At 37.5% G+C, this 13,091-nt stretch carries 10 protein-coding genes; 7 read left to right on the forward strand and 3 right to left on the reverse strand.

The window, feature by feature from the left end:
• The first annotated feature begins 84 nt into the window (after positions 1-84).
• From nasC to D569_RS0119155, 3 genes are all read left to right on the forward strand, one after another.
• Positions 85-2,220 (forward strand): assimilatory nitrate reductase catalytic subunit NasC, encoded by a 2,136-nt coding sequence (gene nasC, locus D569_RS0119145; protein ID WP_018934050.1) that lies wholly within the window; start codon positions 85-87, stop codon positions 2,218-2,220.
• Between the two features lie 686 nt (positions 2,221-2,906).
• Positions 2,907-4,349 (forward strand): MFS transporter, encoded by a 1,443-nt coding sequence (locus D569_RS0119150; protein ID WP_018934051.1) that lies wholly within the window; start codon positions 2,907-2,909, stop codon positions 4,347-4,349.
• Positions 4,350-4,493: 144 nt separating this feature from the next.
• Entirely contained in the window at positions 4,494-5,939 is a 1,446-nt protein-coding gene (locus tag D569_RS0119155) for a nitrate/nitrite transporter (RefSeq protein ID WP_018934052.1), read from the forward strand.
• Positions 5,940-5,996: 57 nt separating this feature from the next.
• Here D569_RS0119155 and D569_RS0119160 read toward each other — a convergent pair whose 3' ends face one another.
• On the reverse strand, positions 5,997-6,224 hold the full coding sequence (locus tag D569_RS0119160; protein ID WP_018934053.1) for a hypothetical protein: 228 nt from the start codon (positions 6,222-6,224) through the stop codon (positions 5,997-5,999).
• 230 nt (positions 6,225-6,454) lie between these two features.
• Between D569_RS0119160 and D569_RS0119165 the strand changes: the two genes are divergently transcribed.
• The 4 genes from D569_RS0119165 to D569_RS0119180 are packed head-to-tail and all read left to right on the forward strand — an operon-like array spanning position 6,455 to position 10,742.
• Complete coding sequence (locus D569_RS0119165) at positions 6,455-7,588, forward strand: ABC transporter ATP-binding protein (protein ID WP_018934054.1); 1,134 nt, start codon at positions 6,455-6,457, stop codon at positions 7,586-7,588.
• Positions 7,585-8,511, forward strand: coding sequence for a carbohydrate ABC transporter permease (locus D569_RS0119170; protein ID WP_018934055.1), 927 nt, complete (start codon positions 7,585-7,587; stop codon positions 8,509-8,511). The genes D569_RS0119165 and D569_RS0119170 overlap by 4 nt, the downstream gene beginning before the upstream one ends.
• Positions 8,508-9,320 (forward strand): carbohydrate ABC transporter permease, encoded by an 813-nt coding sequence (locus tag D569_RS0119175; protein ID WP_018934056.1) that lies wholly within the window; start codon positions 8,508-8,510, stop codon positions 9,318-9,320. The genes D569_RS0119170 and D569_RS0119175 overlap by 4 nt, the downstream gene beginning before the upstream one ends.
• 18 nt (positions 9,321-9,338) lie before the next feature.
• The gene (locus D569_RS0119180; RefSeq protein ID WP_018934057.1) at positions 9,339-10,742 is read left to right on the forward strand and encodes an ABC transporter substrate-binding protein; all 1,404 of its coding nucleotides are present in this window, start codon (positions 9,339-9,341) and stop codon (positions 10,740-10,742) included.
• An 80-nt stretch (positions 10,743-10,822) separates the two neighbouring features.
• Here the strand turns inward: D569_RS0119180 and D569_RS0119185 are convergent, their stop codons facing one another.
• Together D569_RS0119185 and D569_RS0119190 are read right to left on the reverse strand one after the other, a co-directional pair.
• Positions 10,823-11,755, reverse strand: coding sequence for an aldo/keto reductase (locus D569_RS0119185; RefSeq protein ID WP_026287392.1), 933 nt, complete (start codon positions 11,753-11,755; stop codon positions 10,823-10,825).
• A 13-nt stretch (positions 11,756-11,768) separates the two neighbouring features.
• A complete protein-coding gene (locus D569_RS0119190) occupies positions 11,769-12,737 on the reverse strand; it encodes a 2-hydroxyacid dehydrogenase (RefSeq protein WP_018934059.1) in 969 nt (322 codons plus the stop codon).
• Positions 12,738-13,091: the final 354 nt, after the last annotated feature.

The following is a 13,091-nucleotide window of genomic DNA, read 5'->3' on the forward strand; positions in this document are numbered from 1 at the left end:
TGTCCCACTGAAGGTTAGCGAAACTTATCAGGGTGGTAGTGCCTGTGATAATAAGCCTTATTTTGAGAAAGGAAGAAGATATTTATGACCGAATTAATGCTCAAATATTTCCGAGATAAACAACAGAAAGTGCAATCCGAACAAATATATGAAACACAATGTCCATACTGTAGCATGCAATGCAAAATGCAGTTAATTGAGCAGCGAATCATATCAAGAAAGAAACACAAAACGGTTGGTAAAGATAACCCTACCTCACAAGGCAGATTGTGTGTGAAAGGAATGAACGCCCATCAACATGCCCTCCATCATGATCGCTTAAAACAACCACTAAAGCGAATCAATGGAGAATTCGAACCTATTACATGGGAAGAAGCATACCAATTGATCCAAGAAAATTTTGAACAGATTCAAAAAGAAGATGGAAAAGATGCCTTGTCTGTTTATGGAAGTGCATCTGTTACGAATGAAGAAGCTTACTTGTTAGGGAAATTTGCGCGTGTTGCTCTGGAAACCAAACATATTGATTATAACGGCAGACTTTGTATGGCTTCCGCTGCAACAGGTGCAAACATGACATTCGGAATCGATCGAGGTTTTACCAACACTCTTCAAGAAGTGCCACATACCAGATGTATTATTTTAGCAGGTACTAACATTGCTGATTGCCAGCCTACTATCATGCCATATTTTGAAAAAGCAAAGGAAAATGGCGCCTATATTATTGCCATCGATCCACGGGAGACTAGTACAACCAATTTAGCAGATCTTCATATTAAAAATATACCTGGAACAGATGTTGCAATCGCAAATGGTGTTTTAAAAATATTAATCGACCTAGACTTAATTGATCATGCTTTTATCGAACAACGAACAGAAGATTTTACGGAAGTAAGAGAATATATCCAATCGATTAAATTAGATGATGTTGCCAAAACAGCAGGAGTTTCCCTGGATGAATTATATCAAATCGCACTTGTATTTGGCCGTGAACCATCAGGAATGATCTTTACCGCTCGAGGCATTGAACAGCAAATCAACGGAACAGAAACTGTCCGAAGCTTTTTAAACCTGCTACTTGCTACTGGTAAGATTGGTAAACGTAATTCTGGGTATGGTGCAATCACCGGTCAAGGAAATGGTCAAGGAGCGAGAGAACATGGACAAAAAGCCGATCAGCTTCCTGGTTATCGCTTAATCGAAAATCCAAAAGATCGTCAATATATTGCAAATGTCTGGGGAATTGAAGAAAAAAATCTGCCTAGAAAAGGTGTTTCTGCCTATGAAATGTTTGAAAAAATTATGGCTGGCGAGATAACTAGTATGTTTGTTATGTGTTCCAATCCAATCGTTTCCAATCCTAATGCCAATTTAATCAAAAAGGCCTTACAAAAACTAAAGTTACTCGTTGTTTCGGATCTATTCTTATCTGAAACTGCCAAACTAGCAGATTTAGTTTTACCAGCCACCTCTTATTTAGAGGATGAAGGCACATTAACAAATGTCGAAGGGCGAGTAATGCTTAGAGAAGCTAGTTATCCTATACAAGGTGAAGCAAAACATGACTGGCAGATTCTTTGTGATATTGCCCAAAGACTAGGTAAAGGGAAATATTTTGATTTTGATCAGGCAGAAGAAATTTTCGAAGAACTTCGTATCGCCAGTAAAGGTGGCAAGGCCGATTACTCTGGTATCACATATGAGAGATTACGTCAAGAACAAGGAATTCTTTGGCCCTGTCCGTCAGAGGACCATGCAGGAACAAACAGACTGTTTGAAGATTCTTTTGCCCATGAGAATGGAAAAGCAAAAATGGCTGTCATCCCTTATCAAAGTATAGATAATAAACCGACTATTACACAGGAATATCCATTATATTTAACTACTGGTCGAGTAATGAGTCACTATTTAACAGGTGAACAAACTAGAAAAAGTCCTTCCTTAGCTGCCAGAGATTTTGAAGCGTTTTTAGAAATTCATCCGCAAACTGCGGAAAAGTATGGTATTGAAGCGGATTCACTCGTACGTGTCACTTCTGAAAAAGGGTGGATTATCGTGAGATGTAGGTTGTCCAGCACGATTCGCAAAGACACTGTTTTTGTTCCCTTTCACTGGACGGAAAAACAAAATGTCAATCGGCTTGTATCTGATCAATTAGATCCCTATTGCCGAATGCCCGGCTTTAAGATGAGCGTCGTTCGACTAAGTCCAGTGAATTAAAAAACATGCAAACAATGGACACTTCTCCGTCTTTGAATAATAAAAACCTAAATTATCATTAGATATAAACTGCGAAGTAATGAAATTTTCCGTGGTGAGGCTTTCCTCCATTCTGATTTTTACTGAGGGCTTACATACGCTCCGGCAAGATACTACGCTTTCCACGGGCACGGCCTTAGCCAGGGAACTACTTGGAATTATCTTCTTTGCTCCCTTGCACCGAGGAAGCCACTTCGAAGCGTTACTAGAAGACGCAGGTGCATCACGGGGTCTTCGGCTCGCGCTGCGTCGTAGGAGTCTACGTATCTTGCCTCCGCTTAGAGTAATGTTCTGATTATTGAAAGAAGGAACACACGGGTATTAGTTTCCGAGTATTTCCTCTTATAAAAGGTAGAATTATCTACACAGCGTAGGCAGAATACGGAGACTCCTGTGGGACAGCGAGAGCTGAAGATCCACTTTGCAAAGTGGTCTCCTTTACAAAGTCAACTGAAGCCGAGCCCACGGAAAGCGCAGTATTCTGCCGAAGCGTATTGCAGCATTCATCAAAATGCAGAATGGAAGAGAGCAAATCCGTGTCGAAGTTACTTCGCAGTTTATGTGAAAAGCGTTGTTGTAAAGCAGCAACGTATATGAATAGGCCTAAAATTAGCAAATTAAAGATTACATTTACAAGGAGTTATACAATGACTACACGTAAACATGACTATGATGGACAAAAGCAAATGCTAACAATCGCGACACTTGCGTTTTTTGTAAGTGTGATGGTTTGGTTCAATATGGCACCTTTTCAATCAACGATTCAAGAACAATTATCACTGTCTACTGATGAAATTGGTGCATTAATGATCGTAAACTTAGCTTTAAGTATTCCCGGACGTATTGTAATCGGTCGATTAGTTGACCGTTATGGTCCGAGAAATGTATTCTCCATTTTACTTATTACAATGAGTATCCCTTGTTTTGTTTTTGCTTTGGGAACCACGTATATGCAACTACTCATCTCGAGACTAATATTAGGAACAATTGGTGCTAGCTTTGTAATTGGGATCAGAATGGTTACGGAATGGTTTCCGACAAAACAAGCCGGATTTGCACAAGGAATTTATGCCGGCTGGGGGAATTTCGGATCTGCTTTTGCTGCCTTGACTCTGCCAACATTGGCAGTCTTATTCGGGGGTGAAAACGGTTGGCGTTATGCAATGTGTCTAACAGGTCTCCTAGCATTGATATATGGTGTCGTTTTCTATTTAAAAGCAAAGAACACACCACAGTGGAAAACGTTTCAGTATACGAAAACAGTCAATCCTATTAAAGCCACAAGTCAGAATGATTTCATAATTCTACTACTGCTTACGGTCCCGATTTATGGTGGTATGGCGATACTAGTATGGACACTACAACAAACTGGTATATTATCTAATCTAATAGCAACACTCCTCTACAGTGCAATTGTACTGTACTATATTATTAATATGATAAAAAGGTGGAAGGCTAATCGAAGTTATTTACAGCACAAACTAGCAGATAAGGAAAAGTTTTCGATGAAAAATGTGGCCATTCTAAGTTTTGGATACTTTGCTACTTTTGGATCAGAACTTGCTATCATTTCAATGTTACCAATGTTCTTCCAAAATACGTTTACCGTTAATGCCGTTTTTGCAGCTGCTATCGCAAGTAGCTTTGCTTTTACGAACTTAATTGCACGTCCGGCTGGTGGGTGGCTCAGTGACCGTTTTGGAAGGAAGAAAGTTACAATGCTTCTATTAATCAGCCTTTCTCTTCTATATATCATGATGGCCTTTGTTAATAACAACTGGCCCATTTACCTGGCACTGTTCCTGACGATCTGCTGTTCACTAATAAGCCAAGCAGCCTCAGGAGCGATTTTTTCCATGGTATCACTCGTGAAAAAAAATCGAACTGGGCAAATAGCTGGAATGGTTGGCGCTTACGGAAATATCGGTTCCCTTTGCTTTCTAGCAGTGTTAAACTTATTTTTCCCTATTGTCTTTTTTATCACTATTTCTATTATGTTATTATTATGCTTCTTGGCAACCACTCAACTAAATGTCAACCAGCCGAAGCAAGCGTTACAAGGTACGAAATTAAAAGAGAAAGCCATTTAAAATCACCGCAAATTGTTGTTAGATAATATTACAACAATTTGCGGTATTTTATTTTTTCCCTGTTAGAGAATTTTACCACTTAATTGTTTATTATTCCTAAACTCCTATAATAAAACCATAACATCACTACAGGAGGTTTAAGGAATGAATTCAGGTTATCAAGGAAATATTAAAACACTAGGATTTACTACCTTAGCTTTTTTTATTACGTTTGTTGTATGGTTTAACATGGCTCCATTTATGACAACGTTAAAAAGTCAATTTGGGTTATCAAATGACGAAGTTGCTTTACTTGCCGTTGCGAATGTGACACTGACCATTCCTGCCCGAGTATTAATTGGAATGTTGGTTGATAGATTCGGACCAAAAAGAGTATATTCCGGCTTGTTAATTATCTTAAGTATTCCTTGTTTTACTTTTGCTTTATCAAACTCATTTACACAATTGATGATTTCCCGTATCTTTTTAGCACTTATAGGTGCTGGCTTTGTAATCGGAATTCGATTAGTATCGGAATGGTTCACCGAGAAAAATGTTGGATTTGCTGAAGGCGTTTATGGTGGCTGGGGTAATTTTGGTTCTGCTGCAGCTGCCATGACACTTCCAACACTAGCAATCCTTTTTGGAGGAGAAGATGGATGGCGGTATGCAGTTGGTTTAACCGGAATGATCAGTTTGGTTTACGGAATTCTATTTTTGAAATTAGTTAAGGATACACCGGATGGAGTTACCTATAAAAAACCAAAGAAAAGCGGTGCACTAGAAGTTACCAGTTATCGTGATTTAATAGGATTAATGCTGATGAGTATCCCCGTCTTCGGTATCCTTTTCTTTCAGAGCTACCGATTATGGAACTTAAATTTCATTAGTTCTTATGTATTAGTAATCATTGTTGTTTTACTAATCGCCTTATTTTTATACAATTTACGAAAGATTTGGAACGTAAATAAAGACCACCTTCGAAAAGGAGTACCTGAAAAGGAAAAGTATTCTTTTAAGCAAGTAGCTATTCTAAACTTTGCTTACTTTTGTACTTTCGGATCCGAGCTAGCTGTAGTATCAATGCTACCTCAGTTTTTTGAAGAAACTTTCTCACTTGGAGTAGCACAAGCTGGACTTATTGCAAGCAGCTTTGCATTTATGAATTTAATGTCTCGACCTAGCGGTGGTTTACTAAGTGATAAATTTGGCCGTAAAAAAACCCTTATGATCTTTACGGCTGGATTAGCTATTGGTTACATCGGTATGGCATTAATCGGGTCTAGCTGGCCGATCTGGTTAGCCGTTATCATTACCATGTGCTGCTCTTTCTTTGTGCAAGCTGGTGAAGGTGCAGTATATGCTATGGTTCCGATGATAAAAAAACCGGTTACTGGCCAAATTTCTGGAATGGTCGGTGCATATGGTAATATTGGGTCTGTTATTTTTCTTACTATCTTTACAATGGTCAGTCCTTCCATATTCTTTATCTTGATTGGTCTATCAGCTGTTGTTTGCTTCCTCTGCATGTTCTTCCTTGAGGAACCAAACACGGAAGAGGTGACGGAAAAAGCAAAGAAACCAAAAACAGAAAAAGTGGTATCTTTTTAAACTTCATATTAACGGGGCAAAACTAGTAATAGCCAGCTACTATAGCTGGCTATTTTTTCATAGGTTCAACCCTGGTTCCACAATCATTTGCCACCAAATAATTAAACTAATAATAATAGCAATAAAAACGATTAAACTTTTCACGGCATATGGTAAACGATTAGGAATAAATTTCAAGGCTAAACTAAACACAAGACCTGCCACAAACATAAAAATCACAGCATAAATCAGCAGTCCTAAAAAATTATCTACAGGCAAAGCCATTGCTTCTCTTATAATGTCCACATTTACACCTCATTACAACAATAAACATTTTTATCTATAGATTTCTTTACCATTACTATCATACAATATTCTGTCTATTATGGAAGTATTTTTTCTCGAATTTTATTAATTAGTGATAATATTTGTTAATTTTTGTATATATTTTTTTACACTATATTAATACTCCATTCATAAAACTTCTCTATAATCGGCAGTGACATACAAGCTAATCTATTAAAGGAGAATCTATCATGTATTCTGTCGAACTCAAACAAGTCGATAAAAGTTATGACAAAGAGCAACTTGTTGTCAAAGATGTCAGCGTAACCATTGAACCTGGAGAATTTTTTGTACTTGTTGGACCTTCAGGATGCGGAAAAAGTACACTGTTACGAATGATAGCGGGATTGGAAGACATAACTTCAGGTTCGCTATTAATTGATGGCAAAAAAGCAGATCATCTCCCACCCAGCAAACGTCAACTATCCATGGTTTTTCAAAATTATGCGCTCTATCCTCATATGACTGTTGAAGATAACATTACATTTGGTCTCGATGTTAAAAAAATGCGAAAAAAAGAAAAGAAAGAAAAGTGTTATGAAATTGCTGCCATGCTAGGTTTAACAGATTATTTAAAAAGAAAGCCTCGTCATTTATCAGGTGGCCAAAGACAACGTGTTGCTTTAGCGAGAGCTATTATTACTAACTCCCCTATTTGTTTGATGGATGAGCCTTTATCTAATTTAGATGCTAAATTAAGAGCACATATGCGTTCAGAAATTCGTGAATTACAGAGAAAACTAGGGATTACCTTAATTTATGTTACACATGATCAGGTGGAAGCAATGACAATGGGAGATCGGATTATGGTATTAAATGAAGGTGTGGTTCAACAAGTTGGAAAACCAATCGATGTTTACAATACACCTGCAAATCCATTTGTGGCAAAATTTATTGGTTCACCACCGATGAATTTGACAACTGGATTAGTAGATAAAAATTCTTCTAAAATAACAATTAGTAAAGAAATTTCGATACCTGTTGATCGCTTAGTTGTAAATGACACAAACAGTGATCAAGTCCTTGTAGGTATTCGTCCCGAGAACATCAAGATCCAGGAAGAACCATCTAGCCTAGATCTGTCTTTTGCCGTAACAATCGATCATGTGGAAATTTTAGGGACGGAAACTTTACTAAAATTTAAATGGAATGATGATTCTGTTTGGTATGCCAAGTGGTATGGCCAATGGGATATTCACGTTGGCCAGACAGTGAGATTGACACTGGATCCAGATTCGCTTTGTATCTATGATGGACAAACGGAAAAATTACTTCAAGGTCCCAAAAATATTCAACATCAGCATATTCGCGAGGGAATCATATGAAAAGCACAGCAGAAATACAAGAGAAGTCCATTAATAAGATAGATTTAAAGTGGCGATTTATACATTGGAGATCAGCAATCTTATATTTACTACCATCCATCATTCTTTTTAGTGTCTTTTTATTTTATCCACTTGGAAAAACCTTGTATTTAAGTTTCTTTTTAACGGATCAGCAAGGAAATGCAAATGTTTTTGTCGGTTTAGAAAATTTTCAATATATTCTTCAGGCAGAAAGTTTCCATAAAAGTATTAAAGCAACTATTTTGTTTGTGCTGTACACGGTACCGACTGGAGTGATTATTTCTTTATTCCTAGCTTTACTAGCAAACGAAAAGATTAGAGGTGTCGGCATTTTTCGAACCATTTACTCCTCGACAATGGGAATTTCCGTCGCTGCCTCTGCGGTAGTCTGGTTATTTATATTCCACCCAAGTATGGGGATTTTAAACCAGCTCATTACTTCCATAGGTGGCACTTCTATAGATTGGTTGCTACATCCAGATTGGGCATTAGTTTCCGTTTCTATCACAACGATTTGGATGAATATAGGATTCTCTTTTCTTATTTTATTAGGTGGCTTACAAAATATTGATGATCACCTTTATGAAAGCGCCAAAATTTCAGGCGCAAGCTATTTCTACCAACTGCGAAGAATTACGATTCCTATGCTATCACCTACTTTATTTTTTGTTATTACCGTTTCACTAATTAATGCGTTTCAAACGTTTGGACAAGTTGATATTCTCACACAAGGCGGTCCATCTGAATCTACTAATCTGATCGTTTATTCTATCTATCGTGAAGCCTTTGTTAATTACCAGTTTGGAACAGCAAGTGCACAATCAATCTTCCTGTTTATATGTATTTTAATTGTAACGATTCTACAATTTAAGTTTGGAGAAAGGAAGGTGCACTATCAATGAAAATACTTCGCCCTATCATTACATATCTATTGTTAATATTGACAGCTGTCATCGTCTTTTTTCCGGTAGTATATGCGTTCTTGATCAGCTTTATGAGTGGTGCGGAACTATTACAAGGAAAGTTCATACCGGAAAGCTTTCATCTAGAAAATTATCAGAAAGCTTTCGAACGATTACCACTAGCCCACTATTTATGGAATAGCTTTTTTATTTCAACTGTCGTGATGCTAGGACAATTACTCGTAAGTGCGTTAGCTGCTTATGCTTTTGTATTCATTCCTTTTAAAGGTAGACACATTGTCTTTTTTATCTTTATCTCAACGATGATGATTCCATGGGAAGCTACCATGATTCCAAACTTCCTCACGATTCAGCAACTAGACTGGATTAATAATTACCAAAGTTTAACGATACCTTTCTTTGCTATTGCGTTTGGAACGTTCCTTTTACGACAACATTTCCTAACAATACCTAAAGAATTAAAAGAAGCTAGCGATATCGCCGGATTACGCTCTTTTAAATTTTTTTGGAAGGTTGTCATTCCATACTGTCGTACATCCTTTGTAACATTAGGAGCTTATGGATTCTTGACAACGTGGAATATGTATTTATGGCCGTTACTTGTGACGAACAATGATCAAGTAAGAACCGTTCAAATCGGTTTAAAGCAGTTGCAAACACAGGAAATGGCATCAGAATGGGGGGTGGTTATGGCAGGAGTCATTATCGTCATCATTCCGACATTAATCTTGTTGTTTTTAGGGCAAAAACAATTGCAAAAAGGCCTTGCCCAAGGTGCACTTAAATAATAAGGGGGAATTATTCAAATGAAAAAGCTATTACTATTGTTTTTAACAGTATGTTTACTAGTATTTATCTCGGCATGTTCTAATGATGCGGAGGGAGAGGAACCTGAAGAAGATACTTCCGGTGAAGAGCAACAAACTGATGATAGTAGTGAAAATGAAGACACAAACGAAGAAGCAACTGATGAAAAGGTAGAAGCTGTTTTTTGGCATGCGATGTCCGGTGGTGGACAAGAGTCCATTGAAGCAATTGTCGATAATTTCAACCAATCGCAAGACCAATATACGATAATCCCTGAATTTCAAGGCTCTTATGAAGAGGCATTAACCAAATTCCGCAGTGTTGGCGGAACAGAAGATGCACCGGCAATCATCCAGACCTTTGAAGTCGGTACAAAATATATGATTGATAGTGGTTTTATTGAACCAGTTCAATCTTTCATTGATCAAGAAGGATATGATATTAATCAATTAGAAGAAAACATATTGAACTATTACACTGTCGATGATCAACTATATTCGATGCCATTTAACTCCTCTACTCCAGTCATGTTATATAATAAAGATGCATTTGAGGAAGCAGGTTTAGATCCCGAGAATCCGCCACAAACCTTTGAAGAAATCAAAGAAGCAGCTGAAAAACTGACAGTTAAAGACGGTGATAACACAGAAAGATACGGTTTCTCGATTTTAAATTATGGATGGTTTATTGAAGAATTAATTGCTACACAAGGCGGACTCTTTGTCAACAATGATAATGGTCGTAGTGAGGAAGCAACGGAAGCCGTATTCAATGGTGAAGAAGGGTTACGAGTATTCCAGTTAATCGACGAAATGAACAAAGCTGGTACATACGGTAACTTTGGATCTAATTGGGATGATATCCGTGCAGCATTTCAAACTGAAAATACGGCTATGTATTTAGACTCTTCAGCTGGTGTTGCTGGCACAGTTGAAAATGCACCGTTTGAAGTTGGCGTTGCTTATATTCCTTATTCAGAAGAAGCTGAACGTAATGGCGTTATTATCGGTGGTGCCTCCCTTTGGATGTCTAATGGCATTGAAGAAGAAAAACAACAAGCAGCTTGGGAGTTTATGAAATTCTTACAAACACCGGAAAGCCAAGCAAAATGGCATATTGATACAGGGTATTTTGCTATTAACCCTGCTGCGTATGATGAAGAAATTGTACAAGAAAGATGGGAAGAGTTTCCTCAACTAAAAGTTACGGTTGATCAATTACAAGAAACAAAACCTTCTTATGCAACACAAGGTGCATTAATTTCCGTTTTCCCTGAAGCTAGACAACAAGTTGTTACCGCCATGGAAAATGTATTACAAGGCACTGATCCACAAGAAGCTTTAGATCAAGCAGCTGAGGAAACGAATCGTGTAATGGAACAAGCAAACCGTGCAAATGAATAAGTTAAAAACTAATGGTGCTTAATTAGTAAAAACCCGGTTCATTTGAACCGGGTTTTTACTGCTTCCATTTTATATTTACCTTAACGATAGACCTGATCTATTTTGTTATACTCGTCATCTGTTAACTGAACATCTAATGTTTTCAAATTAACGGAAACTTGACTTGGTCGTTTTGCACCTGGAATAATCGCATCAATGACTGGATTTTTTAAATACCAAGCTAGTACGACATGAGCAGTTTCTGCCCCTTTGACTGCTGCGATTTGTTTTACTTCTTCCAAACGATCTAATTCTCGTTCAAAACGCTCACCTTTAAAGTGTTCCATATTTTGACGTAAATCTTGGAACTGATCACCTTTTTTATATTTACCTGCTAATAGACCGGCAGCGAGTGGAAAATAAGGCACAAATGAGATACCATGCTCCTTCAAATAAGGGAAAAGTTCTTCTTCTGCCTGACGGTTGATTAAGTTATATTCCCCTTGAAAAACATCAACATATCCATCTTTATTAGCTTCTTTTAGTTGTTCAAGTGAAAAATTCGATACACCGATTGATCTTATTTTTCCTTGCTCTTTTAATTCAAATAACGCTCCAATCGCTTCATCTTTAGGTGTTTCCTCATCAGGAAAATGAATATAAAACAAATCAATATAATCTGTCTGTAACCGGTTTAGACTCTCTTCTACCGTCTGCTTTAGAAAAGCTGGTGAATTGTCCGTAACCATGTCATTTCCTTTTGGACGGTGAGCACCTTTTGTGGCAATGATCATTTCATTTCTTTTACCAGTTTCAGTTAATACTTCACCAATCAATTCTTCAGACCTTCCCGGCCCATAAATATAGGCGGTATCTAAAAAGTTAATCCCTTCATTCATTGCTGTACGAATTAACTCTTTTCCTGTTTCTTCATTTAAATCAGGATACAAATTATGACCACCAACTGCATTAGTTCCTAGACCGATTGGATTGATATATAAATCTGTGTTACCCAATTGAATATTCGCCATCATAATCCCTCCGTTATTATTGTAATTCTTTAATGACGGCCTCCGGTTGTTTACCACTTAAACCTTGTAACATATTTTTAGCCGCGAATAATTTCATTTCTTCTCGTGTCTCTGCGGTTGCAGATCCTATGTGCGGTAAAGTAACGACATTATCCATTTTCAATAGTGGATTATCTGGTTCTATAGGTTCTTGTTCAAACACATCCAGCCCTGCTCCAGCAATTTTCTTTCCTTCTAAAGCTTTAATCATCGCTGCTTCATCGACAACTTTACCTCGCGATGCATTAATAAAAAAGCAAGAGGTTTTCATTTTTTTAAATGCATCTGCATTAATTAAATGCAATGTTTCTTTTGTTAATGGAGTCATCAGTAATATAAAATCAGATTCTTGCAACAAAGGATCAAGCTCCTGATATACTACCCCTAACTCGTTTTCCACTGTTTCTTTACGAGATCGGTTATAGTATGTAACCTCCATTTCAAAGCCTAGTTTTGCTCTTCTAGCCACTTTCTCTCCGATTCTGCCCATCCCTATAATTCCTAGTTGTTTATGATGGACATTGTGACCAAATAATGGGGCGTCAACTGCTTTATCCCATTTACCTTGCTTGACATATTGATCTAACTCGGTAATTCTTCTTGCGCTGCTAAGAATTAACCCGAAAATAAGGTCTGCCACTGTTTCATCTAATACATATGGTGTGTGTGTCGCTATGACTTCTGAACGTTTTAATGCATCGACATCAAAATTGTCATAACCAACAGAAATATTACTCACTACTTCCAGTTGACCTGCTTGTTCTAGTAATTCATTATCAATGCGGTCTTTCGCTGTTATCAATCCATGAAAGTTGCCAATTGTATTTAATAGTTCTTCTCTAGGCATTTGTTCTGGACTATCCCATGTTGTTAATTCAACATGTTCTTGCAGATAATTTTTTACTGTCTCGGGAATTGGTTCGGTGACTAATACTCTTTTTCGCATATGTACCTCCTAAATTTACCAAGTTAATCTTATAATATCACGAACTGTTTGAATAATCGAAAAATGCGCATATAAGAAAAACCGGGAAGAAGCCCACCCGGTCCTTTTCATTGACCAAAATAATATATCTACGATAGTATAAAGTAGTTATTTTGAGATGGATATTGGGCGTAACAACCGCTACGGCTTGCCCACTTCGCTTTCCGTGGGGCGTGTCTTCAGCTAACTTTTGTAAAGAAGATCGCTTTACAAAAGTGGATCTTCAGATCACGCTGATCCCACAGGAGTCGAAGTGGGCGCCTGCGCTAAATAACGTTCTACATTTTTTTACGTACGGACATTTTATTTTACATT

This window comes from Gracilibacillus lacisalsi DSM 19029 (assembly GCF_000377765.1).
In the GTDB taxonomy this organism is placed as follows: Bacteria; Bacillota; Bacilli; order Bacillales; family Amphibacillaceae; genus Gracilibacillus; species Gracilibacillus lacisalsi.

Excerpts from the sequence above, each read along its gene's own strand:
- D569_RS0119190 (WP_018934059.1), bottom strand. The coding sequence starts at position 12,737 with ATGCGAAAAAGAGTATTAGTCACCGAACCAATTCCCGAGACAGTAAAA.
- D569_RS0119155 (WP_018934052.1), top strand. The coding sequence starts at position 4,494 with ATGAATTCAGGTTATCAAGGAAATATTAAAACACTAGGATTTACTACC.
- D569_RS0119150 (WP_018934051.1), top strand. The coding sequence starts at position 2,907 with ATGACTACACGTAAACATGACTATGATGGACAAAAGCAAATGCTAACA.
- nasC (WP_018934050.1), top strand. The coding sequence starts at position 85 with ATGACCGAATTAATGCTCAAATATTTCCGAGATAAACAACAGAAAGTG.
- D569_RS0119170 (WP_018934055.1), top strand. The coding sequence starts at position 7,585 with ATGAAAAGCACAGCAGAAATACAAGAGAAGTCCATTAATAAGATAGAT.
- D569_RS0119185 (WP_026287392.1), bottom strand. The coding sequence starts at position 11,755 with ATGATGGCGAATATTCAATTGGGTAACACAGATTTATATATCAATCCA.
- D569_RS0119165 (WP_018934054.1), top strand. The coding sequence starts at position 6,455 with ATGTATTCTGTCGAACTCAAACAAGTCGATAAAAGTTATGACAAAGAG.
- D569_RS0119180 (WP_018934057.1), top strand. The coding sequence starts at position 9,339 with ATGAAAAAGCTATTACTATTGTTTTTAACAGTATGTTTACTAGTATTT.
- D569_RS0119175 (WP_018934056.1), top strand. The coding sequence starts at position 8,508 with ATGAAAATACTTCGCCCTATCATTACATATCTATTGTTAATATTGACA.